Below are 19,262 nucleotides of genomic sequence, written 5' to 3'. Positions count from 1 at the left end.
TTTTGTTTTAACTAATTTGATTGTGTTTTTTCAAAAATACGTAAATAAGATGGATTGATTCGGACAATTTGTCCTTCTTTTAGACCGCGTTGATTGACATCAGCCCTTGGCATTTCAACTTCATAAAACTGTGGAGTTAAGGTAGAGCTTTCTTCTGATAAAGCGGACAGCTCGATTTTGGCGTTAAGACCCAATACTAGAATTCGATCTATCTTGGCGATTACTCCGTCTGTAGTGGTCTCAATGTCTGAGAGCTCTAATTCATATGGTCTAGCAAATGCTAATACTGATGCACCCTGTGCCATTTCATTTGAATGATCATGCTGAAGTTTCTCTCGACCAACTAAAATATTGGGCCCATCAACTCGCCCATGAAAAAGATTCACATTACCTAAAAAGCCATATACAAAAGGCGTAGCTGGATGATCATAAACTTCATCAGGGGTACCAATTTGTTCGATATTACCCTTGTTCATAAGAACAACTCGATCAGCTACCTCTAAGGCTTCTTCTTGGTCATGAGTGACAAAAATAGAAGTAATGTGTAAGTCATCATGGAGCTTACGTAACCAACGACGAAGTTCCTTACGAACTTTTGCATCCAAAGCTCCAAAGGGCTCATCGAGCAATAAGACCTTTGGCTCTACCGCCAAAGCGCGAGCTAAAGCAATACGTTGCCTTTGGCCTCCCGATAATTGAGCCGGAAAACGATCATGTAGCCAATCGAGTTGCACTAAATTTAACAACTCATGAACTTTATGAGCGATTGCTTCTTTGCTGAGTCGTTCTTTGCGATTTTTCACTTGCAACCCAAATGCTACGTTATCAAATACAGTCATGTGTTTGAACAGAGCATAGTGTTGAAACACAAAACCAACTTGACGCTCACGAACAGATGTTAGCGAGGTATCAACGCCATCTAAAACGATGCTACCACTATTCGGTGTTTCTAAACCCGCAATGATTCTTAAAAGAGTGGTCTTACCGCAACCTGATGGTCCCAGTAAAGCGACGAGTTCTCCTGAAGGGAAGTTGAGAGATACATTGTTTAAAGCAATAAAATTGCCAAAAGATTTATTGATATTTTTTACTTGAATACTCATAAGATACCTTCAATGACTGGGGCTGCATTTAACTCTGTTTTTTGTTGCCATTCAACATAGCTTTTTGCTGCTAATGTGACTAAGGCTAACAATGCTAATAGCGATGCAACAGCGAATGCCGCTACATAGTTATATTCGTTATAAAGAATTTCCACTTGTAAAGGAATCGTGTTGGTATAGCCCCGAATATGCCCTGAAACAACAGATACTGCGCCAAACTCCCCCATGGCTCTGGCGTTACATAGAATCACGCCATATAACAATCCCCACTTAATATTTGGTAATGTGACATATCGAAACGTTTGCCAACCACTCGCACCTAATACAATTGCCGCTTCTTCTTCGTCTCGACCTTGGGCTTCCATTAATGGAATGAGTTCGCGTGCTACAAATGGGAATGTGACAAAAATGGTGGCAAGAACGATGCCAGGCACAGCAAAAATAATTTTGATATCGTTATCTGATAACCAAGATCCAAACCAGCCTTGTGCGCCGAATACTAATACAAAAATTAAACCTGCAACAACTGGAGATACTGAAAATGGTAGATCAATGAGAGTTATGAGAAGTTGTTTACCTCTAAAATCAAACTTTGTAATTGCCCAAGATGCAGCTACACCAAAGACTAAGTTAAGTGGTACTGAAATACCAGCTGCTAATAAAGTTAATTGGATAGCAGACCAGTTATCTGGTTCCGTTACCGCGTTAACATAATACTCCCAGCCTTTATGCAATGCTTCGAAAAATACGGCGAGTAAAGGTAATAATAAGAAAACACCAAAAAAAATTAAAGAGAAAATCAGTACTAAAGACTTTACTAGCAGGGAGTCTTTAGTAGCAGAACTTTTTTCAAAACGATTCATCGTACTCATTATCTAACCCTTCCAGTTCGTTTTGCAGTCCATGACTGAAGGCCATTAATAGTAAATAATAGACATAATGAAATGAGGAGCATGACAGATGCGATAGCGGTGGCACCAACATAGTCATATTGTTCGAGCTTAGTAATAATCATTAGCGGGGTAATTTCTGAAACCATTGGGATATTGCCAGCAATAAAAATAACTGAGCCATACTCTCCAACCCCTCTGGCAAAGGCGAGAGCAAAGCCAGTTAGTAATGCTGGTAATAAAATCGGTAGGATAACTTTTCTAAAAGTTTGTAAACGACTAGCACCAAGGCTAGCTGCTGCTTCTTCAAGCTCTAATTCAATTTCTTCAAGAATCGGTTGGACTGTTCGAACTACAAAGGGTAAACCAATAAAGATGAGTGCGATTAGAATGCCCCAAGGCGTAAAGGCAATTTTGATACCTAAGGGCTCAAGATGACTGCCAATCCAACCATTTTTAGAATAAAGGGCAGTTAATGCAATACCCGTTACGGCAGTTGGGAGCGCAAATGGTAAATCCACTAGGGCGTCAATCAAATTTTTCCCAATAAAACTATATCTAACTAGGGCCCATGCAAGTAGTAATCCAAAAAATGCATTAATTAGGCCAGCCACTAACGCCATACCAAAACTTAAGCGAAAAGAGGCTAATACTCTAGGAGAAGCAATCACGTCGATAAAAGCCGACAAAGTCAGACTAGTCGTTTTTAAAATAATTGCTGACAAAGGAATTAATACGATGATTGATAGGTACACAATCGTGTAGCCCAGTGACAAACCAAACCCTGGGAAGAGGCTATTTTTCTTTACATTTAACATGAGACAAGTCTAGAGATTCAATGAAAAAAAGGCAAAGAAGAAAACTTTATGACCTTATATGAAAATTGAATATAGGTTTATAAAACTAATAGTGCTGATCAGTGAGCACTATTAGTAATATTTATCATTCTTACTTTAGAATAATTTCGTCAAAAATTCCGCCGTCATTAAAGTGCTTTTTTTGTGCATTTTGCCAACCACCAAAAACCTTGTCGATCGTAACTAATTTGACTTTTGCAAATTGATTAGCATATTTGGCTGCCACTTTGGGGTCTCTTGGGCGATAGTAATTTTTTGCAGCAATCTCTTGACCCTCTGGAGAATAAAGATTTTCCAGGTATGCTGTTGCCACTTTACGGGTCCCTTTTTTGTCGACTACTTTATCAACGATCGCTACAGGTGGTTCAGCTAGGATCGAAATAGATGGAGTAATAATTTCATATTCTTTGGGGCCTAATTCTTTTACTGCTAAATAGGCTTCGTTTTCCCAGGCAATCAGAACATCTCCAATGCTACGCTCCGTGAAAGTGGTGGTGGCACCCCTAGCTCCAGAGTCTAGTACTTTGACATTGGCATAAACTTTTTTGACAAATGCTTTTGCTTGAGTGTCATCGTTTCCTTGAGCAAGTGCATAAGCCCAAGCAGCAAGATAATTCCAACGTGCTCCCCCAGAAGTTTTGGGGTTGGGAGTTATTACCTCGATACCTGGTTTGATTAAATCATTCCAATCTTTAATCCCTTTCGGGTTACCCTTCCTTACTAAAAATACGATAGTAGAGGTGTAGGGAGAGGAATTGTCTTTGAATTTTTTTTGCCAATCTTTAGCGACCAAACCTTTTTCCGCCAAGATATCTATGTCATATGCAAGTGCTAGGGTAACTACATCCGCATCTAAACCATCTAATACTGCTCGGGCTTGTTTACCTGAACCACCATGTGATTGTTTGATTGAAATAACTTGACCAGTATTTTTTTTCCAGTCATTTAAGAAAAATTTATCATAACTTTGATATAACTCACGGGTTGGATCGTAAGATACGTTTAGTATTGATTGCTGGGCAATAGCACTGTTGATAATTCCCGCACCTAACAACAGAGCTGAGAAGATTTTTGATATTTTTCTAATGTTCACAAGAATTCCTTTCAATGAATGAAATCAATGTAATACCAATTATTTAGATTGTGAAATATTAAAAAATGGAATACTTAGATAAAAAATGACTGAAGACCTTGATAGAGATTTTTTTTATTCTTTCCAAGAGATTGCCTTCAAAATGGGCATTTTCAACAAGGAAATACCAGAAGTATTCTCCCTTAGTGATAAATTTAGTAAACTTGACAGGATGATTCGTTTAGACGAACTCTTAAATTGAAAATATTAATAAAATGGAGAAATACATGGATGCATATAAGTCTGAAGTACGTGATGGAATGATTGTTGAGTGGGATGTTCCAATTCAGATGGATGATGGCTTAGTTCTTAGAGCTGATATTTTTAGACCGAAAAAAAAGGGTAAATATCCAGCAATTTTGACTTATGGCCCCTATGGTAAAGGGTTGGCTTTCCAAGAGGGTTACAAAACCGCTTGGGAATCGATGGAGAAAAATAATCCTGACGTGCTAGCAGGGTCTTCTAATTTATATCAAAGCTGGGAAGTAGTCGATCCAGAGAAGTGGGTGCCAGATGGGTATGCATGTATTCGAATTGATTCGAGGGGTGCTGGTCGATCACCAGGCTTTATGGATCATAACAATGCTCGTGAAACCAAAGATATTCATTTATGCATTGAATGGGCGGCTAAGCAAGCATGGTCCAATTCTAATATTGGGATGAATGGTATTTCTTATTTCGCCAGTAATCAATGGCGTGCAGCAGCATCCAAGCCAAAGCATTTAAAAGCGATTTGCGTTTGGGAGGGATGGAATGATGCCTATCGCGAATCGCATCGTCATGGGGGTATTGCATGTACTTTCAGAAAAAACTGGATGGAAATCCAAGTGAAAACGGTTCAGCATGGAGTTGGAGACAATGGTAAGCGCAGTCGTGTCACTGGTGAAACAGTTTGTGGCCCAGTAACATTGTCAAAAGAAGAGCTAGCTAAAAATGTTGAAAATATTTGGCAACGCGTACTTGATCAAGAAATGAATTGTGATTGGTATGCGGAGAGAACTGCCGACTTGTCAAAGGTAACTGTACCTTTACTCTCTGCGGCAAACTGGGGTGGTCAAGGATTACATGGTCGCGGCAATATGGAAGGATTTGTACGTAGTGCATCCAAAAACAAATGGATGGAAGTACACGGCGATTCTCATTGGGCACCTTTTTACACAGATTATGGACGTTTGTTACAGAAGAAATTCTTTGATTACTTTTTAAAAGGTAAAAAGAATGGTTGGAACAAAACGCCTCCTATCACTCTTCAAGTGAGAAGTCCAGGAGAGAAATTTGTAAAGCGTCATGAAAATGAATGGCCATTAGCGCGTACTGTTTGGACCAAATTGCATTTAGATACTGCATCGATGAGCTTTTTGCAAGATCCAGTGAAAGAACAACAATCAGTTACTTACGACACCACGGGTGATGGGGTCACGTTTGCATTTCCTCCACAAAAACAAGATGTTGAGATTACAGGTCCAATTGCACTGAAGATATTTGTTTCGTCCAAAACGAATGATGCCGATATTTTTGCCGTTGTCAGAGTCTTTGATCCTGACAATAAAGAAGTCACCTTTCAAGGCGCGATGGATCCTCATACCCCGATTGCACAAGGTTGGTTGCGTGCTTCACATCGTAAATTGGATAAGAAAAAGAGCTTGCCATATCGTCCGTGGCATCAGCATGATGAAAAACAGCCCCTCGTTCCCGGTGAGGTCTATCAATTAGATGTCGAGATTTGGCCAACTTGTATCGTTGTTCCTAAAGGGTACAGCATCGCCTTGACGATTCGTGGTAAAGACTACGAATATGATGGTGAAGCAGGCTTCTTATCCAACACCAAAAATCCGTTACGTGGTTGTGGGCCGTTCTTACATGATGATGAAACGGATCGTCCACCAGCAGTCTTTAATACGGATGTAACTTTACATATGGGGCCAAAACATCAAGCGTATTTGCTGTTACCCGTGATTCCCAAAAAGAAGTAAGTTCTCTTTAAAGTGAGATCTGATAGAAATCAGTGAGAAGCATTAAGTTGCTTTAATTGCTGATTAATGATTGATCTCATTTCAATCATCGTCTCAGAAGGAGTTAGGCCAATTGGTCCGACTCCTTTTTTTACTAATTGGTCAGCCGCTAAGGCGTGAAGATGCACTGCGATACAACTGGACTCCCATAAATCTAGATGATGATGAATGCCCTGAGCCGCAATTGCTACGATACAACCCGTCAAAATATCACCCATTCCACCCGTGGCCATACCTGGGTTGCCTGCTTGGCATACGAATGGGGAATGATCAGGGCTAGCAATTAGGGTATGTTGACCTTTTAGAACCACAATGGACTGAGTGAGCTCAACGAGTCGATTGATGGCCTGCAGGCGATTTTTTTGAATGGTGGCGACATCAGTCTTGAGAAGTTTTGCAGCTTCACCTGGATGAGGTGTCAAAATAGTTCGATGAGGGAAACGTTGATTTCTGATTTTTAACAATAACAGATTATTTTCTGAACTGGCTATCAAATTGATTGCATCAGCGTCAATCACTACCGGCGCATTAGGTAAAGTTAGGATTGATGTCAAGTAGGTTTGCGCTAATTCAGACTGTCCAAGACCTGGACCAATACCAAGCACATCTGCTTTCAAATCCTGCAACTTCGTGGCACTCTTGATCGAAGCTTGGCTAATCATCAACTCTGGGTGATTTGAATTAGCATGTGCAGAGTGATGATCCAGCATTTGCAACATCGTCCAACCAGCACCTAGATAGAGACAGGACTGTCCTGCAAGCAATAGGGCACCAGCCATACCAGTATCTCCACCAACCAGGAGGGCTTTGCCAGCATTTCCCTTATGTTCTGCTGGTCCCCGGTCTAGTCGCTGTATCAGGTCGTTGACCTCAATATTTTCGGGAAGAGCTTTAAGCATGATGTTCTCCAAAATTGTTTTCTAATCTTTAAAACGATTTGGTGCAAGTAGGAATCTAGAGGGTAAAAACTTGTGGTTCAATAAGCAACTAGACTTATTATTCTACGTTTAATTAGCAAATTACAGTCTTTCTGTAAAATCAGTCCTTATTTATTTGGGGTAGTATTGGCTTTTCAGCGAATAAAATTTATAAATGACAAATACTTCTTATTGGTATCGTCCTGAGATCGATGGGTTAAGAGCATTAGCAGTCATCAATGTGATTGCTTATCATGCTTTTCCTGAGGTATTTCCTTGGGGGTTTCTAGGCGTCGATATTTTTTTTGTTATTTCAGGCTTTTTAATTACCTCATTGATCACCAATGACCTTACTCAAGGGAAATTCAACTTATCGTTGTTTTATAGCAGACGTATTAAGCGACTGTTTCCAGCACTCATTATCGTCATCCTCGCTTGTTTCGCATTTAGTTGGTTTGCGTTTTATGCCAAAGAATTTGCGGTTTTAGGCAAACATATTTTTGCTGCGCTTGGATTTTTTCTAAATTTTGTCTTGTGGCAAGAGAGTGGTTATTTTGACACGCAGGCGATGACTAAGCCTTTGTTGCACTTGTGGTCACTTTCAGTAGAAATTCAATTTTATGTGTTTTGGCCAGTCTTACTTTGGGCTGCTTTTAAATACCAGTTCAATCTATTAAGGCTTGCTTTTATAGTTCTTTTGATTTCTATTGGTTTTAATATTTTTTTCTTATCAAAAGATATTAATGGTGCTTTTTACCTTTCGTTTAATCGCTTTTGGGAATTTCAAGTTGGCTCTATTTGTGCCTTATTAAGCTTTCAATATCAATCAATCCTGACAAAGTGGAAGTTAGAGTATGCCGATTATGTGATTGGCCTGGGAGTAGTTTTATTTACCTTAGTCATTTTATTAGCGAACACCCATCAGACGCATTCTGTTTTACTAGGGATTTTGACGACTCTTGGTACCTTAAGTTTCATTTTATTCAGTCAAGACTCAGCGATTATTAAACACACCCTAGCTAATCCTATGATGGTTTGGGTTGGGATCATTAGTTATCCCTTGTATTTGTGGCATTGGCCCTTGATATCATTTGGACAAATTATTACGAATGGTAGACTTAGTGCCTCTTATAAATTGGAGCTGATTGGTCTAGCAGTTCTTTTAGCGTATTTAACCTATCGATTCATTGAGCGTCATGTTCGATATGGCACGAAGAAAGTGACCATTATTCTTGTGCTGTTGTTGGTTTTTATTGCCAGTCAAGGTTGGAGCGTTTACTCGAGAGATGGTTTGAGTTTCAGAGAAAAACATATTAAAGATGCCTTTGGGGGGCGTCCACCTCAGGTTGATAAAGCGTGTTTGAAAAATTTTGATCAATACACTCCTAAATTTTGTCGATCTTCAGATGAGAGCTCTCCAGTTGAGATTGCTTTAATCGGCGATAGCATCGCCCACAATAGTTATGAAGGCTTGGCAAGTGTTTATAAATTAGAAGGAAAGAAAATTGTCATGCTGGGCTGGCCTGGACAAAAGCCCTTGCTAAAAAATATAGATAGTCAAGTTCTACAAAATGATACCTCGGAGCAAATGCATCGATTAATCACTGGACTGATTCATGATCAAAAGGTGAAAACGATGATCTTGTCGATGAGAGCCCCGCATGTTTCCGACCGGACTAGTTTTTTGAGAGATCTGCGAAGTACCATTTCTGAAATGAAAAACTACGGAAAGCAGGTCATATTTATATATCCGCCACCTGAAATTAATTTTGACCCCATCGAGTGTGTGGGCATGCCGCCATTTAGACCCGTGTTGAGAAGTAAATGCTCTCAAGCTGTGAGTGAGATTCCTCAGCATTTTTTTGAATGGAGAGCTGAATTAAAACAACTTTTATCGCAAATGCAAATTAAAACTTTTGATACTTTTCCAGTAGTTTGTTCAGCAAATGAGTGCCAAATTCAGTCCCAAGATGGGATGTTGCTATATCGTGAGCGTGGTTATTTGACAACTTCAGGGTCGATTCAAGTTTTTAAAGACTTCCAAGGCTCTTTAATTCTTCCCCCTTAGTAAACAATCCCAGCTCAGTTATTCAATTTGGCGCACCAAATTTCACTGACTCGATGCTTCATGTTTCACAATGGTGCAAATGCAAATGGTCTGATAGGATAGACCTCTAGAATCACCTTTTCTAGAGTCATTTTGAAGGAGCATTGCATGAAAACCAATCAATTAATCGTTGCTTTCGGAATTGTTTTACAGACACTTTTTGCTCAGAGCGCTTTTGCGCAAAGTTCGGATTATCCTAGCCGTTCGATTACTTTGATCACGCCGTTCCCAGCCGGTGGCTCAACAGATATTGTGGCTCGTATTATTTCGAAGTCGCTGTCTGCACAGTTAGGTCAAAGTGTCATTGTTGATAATCGCCCAGGCGCAGGTGGAAGTATTGGTTGTGATGTTGTTGCCAAGGCCAAGTCTGATGGTTATACGCTGTTAATTACTTCTTCCAGTACCCACGCTATTGGGGCTGCCTTAGCGAAAAAGGTCCCATTTGATTATGATGCTGACTTTACACCGATTATTCATGCGGCAACTTCTCCCCACGTATTTTTAGTGACAAAACAAATTGGCGTTAAAAATTTACCTGAGTTTATGGCTTATGCAAAAGCACATCCTGATGGATTGAATTATTCATCTGCTGGTACTGGCACCATTATGCATTTAACAGGTGAGATGTTTAATTCTGATACTGGCACCCATATGCTGCATATTCCTTACAAGGGTTCTAGTTTGTCGATGCCAGACCTTATTTCAGGCAAGGTACAAGTTTTGTTTGATGCATTAGTCTCAGCCTTACCAAGTATTCAAGATGGTAAATTAACTGTTTTGGCAGTGACAAGTCGTAAAAGAACAGCATTATTACCTAATGTACCAACCCTCATGGAAATTGGTGGTTCTTACAATTTGGGTAATTTCGTTTCTGAAAATATTTGGGGTTTTTACGGTCCTAAAAATCTTCCCCCACAAATTTTAGAAAAGTTAAATACGGCACTCAACAAAACACTGAAAGATCCTGAAGTGATTAAACAATTAGTGAGTAATGGAGCCGAAGTGGGTGGCGGTTCTGCAATGCAATTTAAAGACCAAATGCTTTCTGATCGGGCTAAGTGGGCTAAAATCATCAAAGAACAACGTATTGATGCCGATTAAATAATCAGAAAGCACTAGATGAATTTTCAATGGAACGCTAATTACCCCTCAACTCGTATTCCAGTATTTGCTAGAAATGTTGCGACTACATCTCATCCCTTAGCTTCTCAAGCAGGATTGCAGATGATGAGACTGGGTGGTAATGCGGTTGATGCTGCCATTGCAATGGCAGCCATGTTAATGGTTGTCGAGCCAGTATCGAATGGTTTGGGTAGTGATATGTTTGCCATCATTTGGGATGGTCAACAGCTCCATGGTTTAAATGCTTCAGGCGTTTCCCCTGAAAGTTGGAATATTGATTATTTTCAAGGGAAGTATGGTTCTGATGCGAAGGGATTTGCGAATCGCCCGAAAAGAGGGTGGGATAGTGTGACGGTTCCCGGTGCTATCGCCGGTTGGATCACGTTGCATGAGAAATTTGGCAAATTACCTTTTGAAACAATTCTTGGACCTGCCATTGAAATTGCAGAGCGGGGGCATGCTGTCGCGCCTATCGTCGCGCATAAGTGGGCGGCAGCAATCCCTGAACTGCAGTCAGGACCTGGTTTTAAAGAGTTTTTCATGCCCTATGGCAGAGCGCCCCAGGTAGGGGAGATGTTTAAAGCACCACAAATGGCTAAAACTTTTCGTCGTTTATGCAAGGCGGGCTTAAGAGATTTTTATGAAGGTGAAATTGCTCAAGCGATAGCAGACCACTCCCTGAATCACGGGGGTAGTATGACGAGCCAAGATTTAGCAAAATACCAACCGGATTGGGTAGAGTTAATCTCTAAAAATTACCGAGGTTATGACGTTCATGAAATTCCACCCAATGGTCAAGGCATTGGTGCTTTAATTGCTTTAGGGATTGTTGGCAATTTCGATATGTCAGAATTTCCTGTAGACAGTACCTTGAGTCAACATATTCAAATTGAGGCCATGAAACTTGCCTTTGCCGATGTGTATGCTTATGTTGCGGATCCAAAAAGTATGCGAGTCAAGCCATCGGAGATGCTTGATCCAGATTATTTAAAATCACGTGCGAAGTTAATTGATTTGAAAAAGGCCCAATCTCCTATTGCCGGTTTACCTTCGACGGGTGGTACTGTGTATTTAACAAGTGCTGATGAATCAGGCATGATGGTTTCGTTTATTCAAAGTAACTATATGGGCTTTGGTTCTGGTGTAGTCGTGCCAGAATATGGCATCAGTCTACAAAATCGTGGTTTTGGTTTTTCAATGGACCCCAAATCTGAAAATGTAGTTGAAGGTGGAAAACGACCTTTCCACACGATCATTCCGGCATTTATTACTAAACAGGTAAATGGCGTTACGGTTCCAGAGATGAGTTTTGGTGTGATGGGTGGCGATATGCAACCGCAAGGTCATTTACAAACAGTGATTCGTATGTTGGATTATCAACAACAGCCACAAGCAGCTTGTGATGCGCCGCGTTGGAAAGTCAATCGTGATTTCACTCTAGATATTGAATCGAGCTTTAATCCTACCGTGGCGAATGAGCTTAGCAGTATGGGGCACCAAATTAAGAGCATTGATGACCCGTATATGGATTTCGGTTCCGGGCAGTTTATTGGCCGTCTGAGTGAAGATCAAGATGATGGGTATATAGCTGCGAGCGATTCGAGAAGAGATGGCTTAGTGGCAGGATATTAGTTGGTGTAACGCACCCTCATTTTGCCACCACCTTTCATCAAAAGCGATTTAAGCACTCGCAGGCTTTTGACCGCTTAGTTCTAGGCCAAGAAAATAACCACTCAGCCAGGCATCTTCTACTTTAGATGCCCTTAACCAATCACCACAGATACCAAGTTGTGCGTTGGAATCAATTGCGAAATTCTGAGTTATCGGCGTCTCTAACTTGGCGTAACGCCAAAGATGGACCTGATTAAAAGCACTTTTTGTGCCACATAGCTGTTCAAACGTATCGATCAGCGTCTTTTCAGCATCTATTTTCGGTAACTCAATATTTTGAAGTGACCAATCAGGGTTCGCCTGAGCTACCCAAGCATTGGTAGTTGGCCGACCTGGTTTTGAATTGTCTCGGGCAATCCAAGAGAAGATGCTGTCTTGAACGAATGCAGCATCAAAGGGGAGTGTTAGTGCTTCCTTGAAATAAGCAATTAAGGTCCAGCAAGGCAACATTTTAGCTTGCTGACAAAATGCAGTTAAAGACGCTGATTCTTTACCCATAATTTTCTGAGCTTGAATTGGCGGAATTGCTAGAATTAAAAAATCAAAGACTCCAGGGCAAAGACCATCTTCCTCAGAAACTAGTTGCCAATGTTGATTTACCTTCTTTATCCCAATAATAGTTTGGGATGTTTGAATGGTAAGATTATTTGCCAAAAACTTGGCAGGTGCAGTCATGGTTGGAGTACCAACATAGCGATTTCTATCTCGATTAATTTCTGATATGTTGCCATTGCAATAATTAACAATCTTGCCATGCCAAGTTTGTGCGACACCGTGCTCTAGCCATTGGCTAACCTCATTGACAAACTTAGGGTGACTGATCGTGAAGTATTGAGCCCCATGATCTGCCTGCCACTGTTCATATTTTCTGTTACTCATGCGCCCGCCAACCCCTTTACTTTTCTCAAAGAGAGTGACTTCATGACCGGCCTTGATTAATTGTTTTGCGCAGGATAGTCCGGCAATTCCAGTGCCAACAATCGCTATTTTTTTTAAAGTCATGGGGGCTAAATTAAATGAAAGAACTACCATTATGAAACAAAATTTGAATGTCGTTTAGCACTCCTGGTTAAAAATGAACGCCGTTTCCTGAGTTAGAATTTTTTAGATTCCCAATTAGAAAAATGAACTGAAAAACGGGAGTAAAATTTAGAAATAAATATAAATATCCTTCGGAGACACATTCATGCCTATTTTAAAAACCGCATCCAAAAAGTTTTTTGCCATTATTTTTTTGGCAACGAGTAGTCTTGGTATTGGGGCGGATTTACCTAACTACCCGAACAAGCCAATAAAATTTATCGTGCCATTTGCTCCCGGTGGCAACACTGACATTGCCGCTCGAATTATTGCCACTGGTCTCACTGAACAATTAGGACAAAGTGTGGTCGTAGAAAATAAGGCTGGTGCTGGAGGTGGTATTGGGACTGATTTTGTGGCGAAGTCTTTGCCAGATGGCTACACCGTTTTAGTTGGTCATATTGGTGCTTTAACGATTAATCCTGCAATCTATGAAAAGTTGCCCTATGATACTTTTAAGGATTTTGAACCGGTTGGTTTATCAGTCGTTACGCCTTTGGTTTTAGTCACAGCTCCTAAGACGGGCATTAAGTCAATGGATGAGCTCATACGAAAAGCTAAAGCTGATCCAGAGAAGGTAACTTTTGGTACAGCCGGCAGTGGCAGTGCTGCCCATATGGCAAGTGAACTTTTTAATTTAACAGCCAATATGAAAACGACGCATATTCCTTATAAGGGGGCTGGTCCAGCAACTACGGCTTTGGTTGCTGGTGAAATTGATTTTAGTTTTTCTGGGGTATCTCCTTCCTTGCCATTTGTGAAAGCAGGAAAATTAATTGCTTTAGGAGTGACTTCAAAAAAACCGATTCCTCAATATCCGGGTGTTAAGACCTTGGACTCAATGGGTTTAAATGATTTTGAGGTATTTGATTGGAGTGGTTTATTAGTTCCTACAGGAACACCCCCAGTAATCATTCAAAAACTAAACCTGGAGTTGAATAAGTTTTTGAATTTACCCTCTACTAAAGCACTCCTTGAACAACAAGGCTTTGAAGCAAGACCGGGGACGCCGGAACAATTTAAAGTATTTATCAAATCTGAAACCGATAAGTGGACCCGCAGCGCAAAGTTAGCAAAAATTAAGGTGGAGTAACAGATGGGCTCAACCCTTAGTGAAAAAATTTTAGCGAAAGCCTCCAACCGTCAATCGGTTGCACCGGGGGATATCCTTTATCCAAATCCAGAGCTGGTGATCCTGCATGATGGGTTTATTCAAACAGCTTTTAAACAACTGGATGGATTGGGGTATCAACGAATTACCAATCCTGAACGCGTGATGTTTGTCACTGATCATCAGGTGATTTATACCAACCCCAAATCAATTGCACAGGCAAGCGCCAACCGAACCATTGCAAAGAAGTGGCAAGTTGGCCATTTTTACGATGCTGGTAGGGGGGGGCATGGTCATATTTTCCCAATGGAAAGTGGTTTGGTCAGACCTGGAATGTTCTTATTTGCCTATGATATGCATTGCACGAATTTTGGGGCTGTTGGTGCTTTTGCACAACGTGCGGGTCCTGACATCACGGCAGTTTTAGCAACCGGCACTAATTGGCTGATCGTACCACCGACTTTAAAAATTGAATTGGTTGGAGAATATGCTTCTGGAGTTCATCCAAGGGATTTAGGTTTTTGGTTAAGTTCAAAACTAACTTCAAAGGAATTTGATGTCGAATACGATTATCGAATTATTGAATTTTCTGGGGAGGTAATTCGTGGAATGCCGCTATCTTATAAAGTGGCACTTTGCAATACGCTAACTGAAATTGGTGTCGCTAACGTCATGTTTGAACCTACGGATCAGATGCTCAAAGAATACCCGGAATCCGTTCGGAGCGATACCAATGCGAATTACGAGAATATTCTGCAAATTGATATTCGCCAAATTGTGCCCCAGGTATCTTTACCCGGTTCACCTGATGATGCTGTAGAGATTTCAAAGGTGGCTGGACTTAAAATTGACCATGCTTATATCGGGGCCTGTGGCTCTGGGATGTTTGACGATTTTCAACTAGCAGCAAATGTATTGCAAAAACATCGCATTGCTGAACATGTTCGTTTAATACTCGTGCCAGGTACCGTCAGTGTGGCTAAACAATTAGCCGAAAAAGGTTTGACGAATTTATTCATGGATGCAGGTGCCATGATTTTGCCACCTGGCTGCGGTCCCTGCGCCGGTGGGGTAGGTGGGCCAATTGGGCCAGGTGAAGTATCCATTTCTACTGCTGCCACAAATGGTGCAGGTCGCATGGGTGCTACCGACGGATACTGTTATTTGGGAAGTCCATTAACCGTGATGGCCTCGGCAATTTCCGGATTTATTCAAGATCCAAGAGATCGCAAAAAGTTGAAAGGTTAAAGATGGAATGGGTCATTAGAGGACATGCTCATGTGTTGGGTGATGACATACCGCATGACGGTGGCGTCATTGCATTTGATATGGTTACGGCTCGTATCACGGATCCAGAAAAAATTATTCCCCACTTGTTTGCACAGATTGATCCCGAGTTAATTCATCGAATTCAACCTGGTGATGTGATTGTGGGTGGAAAAAATTTTTTAGCTGGCAAAGCCCACAATACAGGTTTATTAGGGATGAAATCCCTGCAATTGACTATTTTGTGTGAGTCGATGGGTGTGAGGGCTTTTCAAGGTGTGGTTGCAACGGCGATTCCTTGCTTGACCCAGTGTCATGGGATTCGTCAATTTGTAAACAATGGCGACGAATTAGAAGTTAATTATTTAACGGGTCAGGTGTTAAATTTATCTCAAAATACCTCGATTACTTTTCCAGCAATCGATCAAGGTGTTCAAAAAATGATTGAGAAAGACGGTTTAAAAGGCATGTTAATCGAATATTTAGAAGAACATCCTGAGTTGAGGATGCCATTAGAGGGAAAGGTTCCTCAATGAGTGGAAATCATCCAAGATTGACCGGCAAGATTGATCCGAACAAAATTAACCGAATCGAAACCCCACGTATCTCTGAGTCTATCTTGCAGGCATTTAGGGACCTTGGTCACTGTACTTGTGCAGTATCTGATGCATTAGATGAACTAGGTATACCAGGAGCAATACCTGGTTCTATGTTGAAGTGCATCATTCCAGGGAGTCACTTAGTAGGACTTGCATTAACGTTGAGAAATGTCGCAAGACAAGGTGACTTGAATGAAATTGTCCGCTCTAAAAATAACTTAATGGCGGAAGCAGAGTGTCATAATTTGGCACAAACTGGTGATGTTTTAGTGATTCAAGGCGTTCAATCTGCCTCAAATATGGGCGGCGTTGGCGGTCGAATGGGTAAGCGCCAGGGGGAGCTGGGAGCAATAGTGGACGGAGTAGTTCGCGATGTAGCCGATTTTAAAGAGTCTGAATACCCCATTTGGTCAAAAGGGGTCACACCAATTACAGGTAAGTGGAGGGGGCAGTCTGAGGAAATTAATGGACCTGTCACTATTTGTGATGTGCTGGTAAATCCAGGTGATTTAGTCGTAGCCGATGAGTCAGGTGTTTGTTTTGTCCCTCGACAATTCGTTGATGCCGTATTACTTTTAGCGCAAAAAAAAGTACGCCTCGAAGAGGACTTAAGTCAAAAAATTAACCAGGGTTGGTCGATACCTGACATCGTGAATCCGCTTCCTTGAAACATCACGCGTTAATCTAGGGTTTCCCCTAATCCGCACCAATAAGGTGAATATGTTTTGAATTGGAAAATGCCGCCCACTTCTGGGGAGGTCCGGGTATTCCGTCAAGGTTCACTTGCTGATAATTAGGTTTTTGAAACTCAACTGGGAAATTTCAATGAATCTAATTTCGAAACGTGCATCCTTGCTGAAATGGCTGGTGGTGGTATTTTGTGGGTTGCTTCTCAACCAACAAGCTTCTGCTGAAACAGTCGTACGTTATGGTATTTCAATGGCTGACATTCCACTCACTGCTGGACAACCCAATGAAGGCGCTGGTGGATATCAATTTACAGGGCATACTATTTATGACCCATTGATTGCTTGGGAAGCAAATATTTCAAATCGTCCTGGCAAACTCGCTAAAGGTTTAGCTACAGATTGGAAGGTAGACGATAAAGATAAAAAAGTTTGGCACTTTACCTTACGCAAAGGGGTCAAATTTCATGACGGTTCTTTATTAGATGCTGAGGCGGTTATTTGGAACTTAGAGAAGGTGCTCAATGATAAATCTGAGCAATACGATGCGAAGCAAGCAGCTCAAGTAAAGCCTAGAATTCCTTCAATTGCTAGCTTTAAAAAAGTGGATGACTTACATGTTGATATCGTTACAAAAGCTGAAGATGCTTTATTCCCTTATCAACTCCCGTGGTTTTTAATTTCAAGTCCTACTCAATGGGCTAAAACGAAGGATTGGAATAAGTTTTCTTATGAGCCGTCTGGAACAGGACCATTTAAATTAGAAAAGCTAGTTCCTCGTGAACGTGCCGAGTTAGTGAAGTTTAATGACTACTGGGATAAGACTAGACTAGCCCAAACGGATCGGGTGATTTTGTTAACGATTCCTGATGCTTTAACGCGCGTCAATGCACTGATGAATGGTCAAGTGGATATGATTGAAAGTCCGCCACCAGATTCTGTACAAAAATTAAAGTCCTCTGGATATAAATTAGTTCAAAACGTGACTCCTCACGTATGGCCATACCACTTTAGTACTCAATTAGGCTCACCATGGTTAGATATTCGCGTTAGAAAAGCGGCAAACCTTGCGATTGATCGTAATGCAGTAGTAGCCTTGATGAACGGTTTAGCTCAGCCAGCATTTGGTCAGCTTGATAAAACCAATCCCTGGTTTGGTAAGCCAAACTTCGAAATCAAATATGACTTAGCTGCTGCCAAAGAACTGATGAAGCAAGCAGGATATTCTAAAGATCGTCCAGTAAAGGCAAAAGTGATTATTGCTAAAGGCGGAACGGGTCAGATGTTGTCCTTGCCAATGAACGAATTTATGCAGCAAAGTTTAGCTGAAATTGGGATTAATATCGAATTCGAAGTCGTTGAATTAGAAAATCTATATGTCCATTGGAGAAAAGGTTCTGCTGATCCTCTCAATGCGGGCAAAGGAATCACAGCCATTAACCTTGGCTATGTTACAGCTGATCCATTCTATGCTCTAGTTCGATTCATGGATAGTAAATATATCGCTCCAAACGGAGTGAACTGGGGCGGTTATGCTAACCCAGTGATTGATGATTTGATTAAACAAATTCGAACTACATATGACACCAAAAAGCAAGATGGCTATTTAGCTAAAGTTCATGAAGCAATGGTGAATGATGCCTTAATGGTATGGGTAGTTCATGATACGAATCCACACATGCTCTCACCTAAAGTGAAGAACTATACCCAAGCACAGCATTGGTTTCAAGATTTGACAACGATCAAGATGTAAAAAATGTTTTTATATCTAATCAAGCGAATTTTATTTGCTGTACCTATTGTTCTTGGGGTATCAATTTTAACCTTCGCATTAGTTTTTATGGCTCCTGGCGATCCAATCAGCGCAATTGCTCCAGCAGATGCGCCGGATGAAGTGGTGCAAGCATTAAAGGTTAGTTATGGATTGGACCGTCCAGTGCCAGTGCAGTATTTGATGTGGTTAAAGAAATCTTTAAGCGGTGATTTAGGTGTTTCTATTGCTTCTGGAAGACCCGTACGAGGTGAGATTGCTACGGCATTTTCACATACACTTTCCATTGCGCTGATTGCTAGCTTTATCGGTGTTAGTTTGGGCTTTTTATTAGGTGGCGTAGCGGGCTTTTATCAGAACTCTTGGATTGATCGAGTTGCTACTTTGATTTCTTTGATTGGGATCAGCGTTCCGCACTATTGGTTGGGTTTGGTTTTGACCATTGTGTTTTCAGTGTGGTTAGGATGGTTACCTGCTATGGGAGCAGGGCCAGATAGTGGCACCTTCTATTGGGATTTCGAACATCTGAAGTTTATGTTGTTACCTGCCATCACGATGGCGGTAATTCCAACAGGAATTATTACGCGGAGTGTGAAGTCTATTGTGGCCGACATATTAAGTCGCGAGTTCTTAGTCTCACTCAAAGCGCGTGGTTTAACTGATTTAGCAATTCTGAAACATGTCATTCGCAATGCACTACCGATGGTATTGGCGGTCGTTGGTTTGCAAATTGGCTATCTGATGGGCGGATCTATTTTGATTGAAACAGTATTTTCTTGGCCTGGTACAGGTTTTCTTTTGAATATTGCTATTTTTCAACGTGATTTTCCTTTATTACAGGGAATTGTATTAATTTTATGTATGTTTTTTGTGGCTTTAAATTTGATGATTGATATATTGCAATCGGTTCTTGACCCACGAATCATGAGGTCATAAGC

Annotated in this window: 16 protein-coding genes; 10 read left to right on the top strand and 6 right to left on the bottom strand. The window is 41.0% G+C overall.

All coding sequences use genetic code 11. The annotated features are described in order from the left end of the window. Positions 1 to 11 precede the first annotated feature (11 nt). The 4 genes from B8983_RS08095 to B8983_RS08080 form a co-directional block, all read right to left on the bottom strand. Positions 12 to 1,103 (bottom strand): sulfate/molybdate ABC transporter ATP-binding protein, encoded by a 1,092-nt coding sequence (locus tag B8983_RS08095; protein ID WP_084283637.1) that lies wholly within the window; start codon positions 1,101 to 1,103, stop codon positions 12 to 14. Continuing rightward, positions 1,100 to 1,975 (bottom strand): sulfate ABC transporter permease subunit CysW, encoded by an 876-nt coding sequence (gene cysW, locus B8983_RS08090; protein WP_084283636.1) that lies wholly within the window; start codon positions 1,973 to 1,975, stop codon positions 1,100 to 1,102. Before cysW ends, B8983_RS08095 begins: the two co-directional genes overlap by 4 nt. Then, positions 1,975 to 2,811, bottom strand: a complete 837-nt coding sequence (cysT, locus tag B8983_RS08085) for a sulfate ABC transporter permease subunit CysT (RefSeq protein WP_084283635.1) — start codon at positions 2,809 to 2,811, stop codon at positions 1,975 to 1,977. The genes cysW and cysT overlap by 1 nt, the downstream gene beginning before the upstream one ends. Positions 2,812 to 2,941: 130 nt before the next feature. Further along, positions 2,942 to 3,949: a sulfate ABC transporter substrate-binding protein gene (locus tag B8983_RS08080; RefSeq protein WP_439650341.1), complete on the bottom strand. Its 1,008-nt coding sequence runs from the start codon at positions 3,947 to 3,949 to the stop codon at positions 2,942 to 2,944. 260 nt (positions 3,950 to 4,209) lie between these two features. On the opposite strand from B8983_RS08080, the gene B8983_RS08075 reads away from it, so the two are divergent. After that, on the top strand, positions 4,210 to 5,955 hold the full coding sequence (locus B8983_RS08075; protein ID WP_234986947.1) for a CocE/NonD family hydrolase: 1,746 nt from the start codon (positions 4,210 to 4,212) through the stop codon (positions 5,953 to 5,955). Positions 5,956 to 5,984: 29 nt separating this feature from the next. Here the strand turns inward: B8983_RS08075 and B8983_RS08070 are convergent, their stop codons facing one another. Next, complete coding sequence (locus B8983_RS08070) at positions 5,985 to 6,893, bottom strand: NAD(P)H-hydrate dehydratase (RefSeq protein WP_084283633.1); 909 nt, start codon at positions 6,891 to 6,893, stop codon at positions 5,985 to 5,987. A gap of 193 nt (positions 6,894 to 7,086) precedes the next feature. On the opposite strand from B8983_RS08070, the gene B8983_RS08065 reads away from it, so the two are divergent. The 3 genes from B8983_RS08065 to B8983_RS08055 all read left to right on the top strand — a co-directional run bounded on the left by B8983_RS08065 (position 7,087) and on the right by B8983_RS08055 (position 11,772). Continuing rightward, positions 7,087 to 8,979: an acyltransferase family protein gene (locus B8983_RS08065; RefSeq protein ID WP_084283632.1), complete on the top strand. Its 1,893-nt coding sequence runs from the start codon at positions 7,087 to 7,089 to the stop codon at positions 8,977 to 8,979. 147 nt (positions 8,980 to 9,126) lie between these two features. Then, positions 9,127 to 10,119, top strand: coding sequence for a Bug family tripartite tricarboxylate transporter substrate binding protein (locus B8983_RS08060; RefSeq protein WP_084283631.1), 993 nt, complete (start codon positions 9,127 to 9,129; stop codon positions 10,117 to 10,119). A gap of 18 nt (positions 10,120 to 10,137) precedes the next feature. Continuing rightward, complete coding sequence (locus tag B8983_RS08055; protein ID WP_084283630.1) at positions 10,138 to 11,772, top strand: gamma-glutamyltransferase family protein; 1,635 nt, start codon at positions 10,138 to 10,140, stop codon at positions 11,770 to 11,772. 48 nt (positions 11,773 to 11,820) lie between these two features. Here the strand turns inward: B8983_RS08055 and B8983_RS08050 are convergent, their stop codons facing one another. Next, positions 11,821 to 12,813, bottom strand: coding sequence for an NAD(P)/FAD-dependent oxidoreductase (locus tag B8983_RS08050; protein ID WP_159460860.1), 993 nt, complete (start codon positions 12,811 to 12,813; stop codon positions 11,821 to 11,823). 184 nt (positions 12,814 to 12,997) lie between these two features. On the opposite strand from B8983_RS08050, the gene B8983_RS08045 reads away from it, so the two are divergent. The 6 genes from B8983_RS08045 to B8983_RS08020 all read left to right on the top strand — a co-directional run bounded on the left by B8983_RS08045 (position 12,998) and on the right by B8983_RS08020 (position 19,260). After that, positions 12,998 to 13,984 (top strand): Bug family tripartite tricarboxylate transporter substrate binding protein, encoded by a 987-nt coding sequence (locus B8983_RS08045; protein ID WP_084283628.1) that lies wholly within the window; start codon positions 12,998 to 13,000, stop codon positions 13,982 to 13,984. Between the two features lie 3 nt (positions 13,985 to 13,987). Then, positions 13,988 to 15,250, top strand: coding sequence for a 3-isopropylmalate dehydratase large subunit (locus B8983_RS08040; protein WP_084283627.1), 1,263 nt, complete (start codon positions 13,988 to 13,990; stop codon positions 15,248 to 15,250). Between the two features lie 2 nt (positions 15,251 to 15,252). Further along, positions 15,253 to 15,804 (top strand): 3-isopropylmalate dehydratase small subunit, encoded by a 552-nt coding sequence (locus B8983_RS08035; RefSeq protein WP_084283626.1) that lies wholly within the window; start codon positions 15,253 to 15,255, stop codon positions 15,802 to 15,804. Continuing rightward, a complete protein-coding gene (locus B8983_RS08030; protein WP_084283625.1) occupies positions 15,801 to 16,535 on the top strand; it encodes an RraA family protein in 735 nt (244 codons plus the stop codon). The genes B8983_RS08035 and B8983_RS08030 overlap by 4 nt, the downstream gene beginning before the upstream one ends. A gap of 157 nt (positions 16,536 to 16,692) precedes the next feature. Then, positions 16,693 to 18,306 carry an ABC transporter substrate-binding protein gene (locus B8983_RS08025; protein ID WP_084283624.1) on the top strand — a complete coding sequence of 538 codons (1,614 nt, stop codon included), beginning with the start codon at positions 16,693 to 16,695 and terminating at the stop codon, positions 18,304 to 18,306. 3 nt (positions 18,307 to 18,309) lie between these two features. Further along, complete coding sequence (locus tag B8983_RS08020; protein ID WP_084283623.1) at positions 18,310 to 19,260, top strand: ABC transporter permease; 951 nt, start codon at positions 18,310 to 18,312, stop codon at positions 19,258 to 19,260. Positions 19,261 to 19,262 lie beyond the last annotated feature (2 nt).

Origin of the sequence: Polynucleobacter kasalickyi, from assembly GCF_900176405.1 — a bacterium.
GTDB classification, from domain to species: domain Bacteria; phylum Pseudomonadota; class Gammaproteobacteria; order Burkholderiales; family Burkholderiaceae; genus Polynucleobacter; species Polynucleobacter kasalickyi.
Note: the sequence above shows the minus strand (reverse complement) of the source record. Positions and strands in the feature narration are given on the sequence as shown.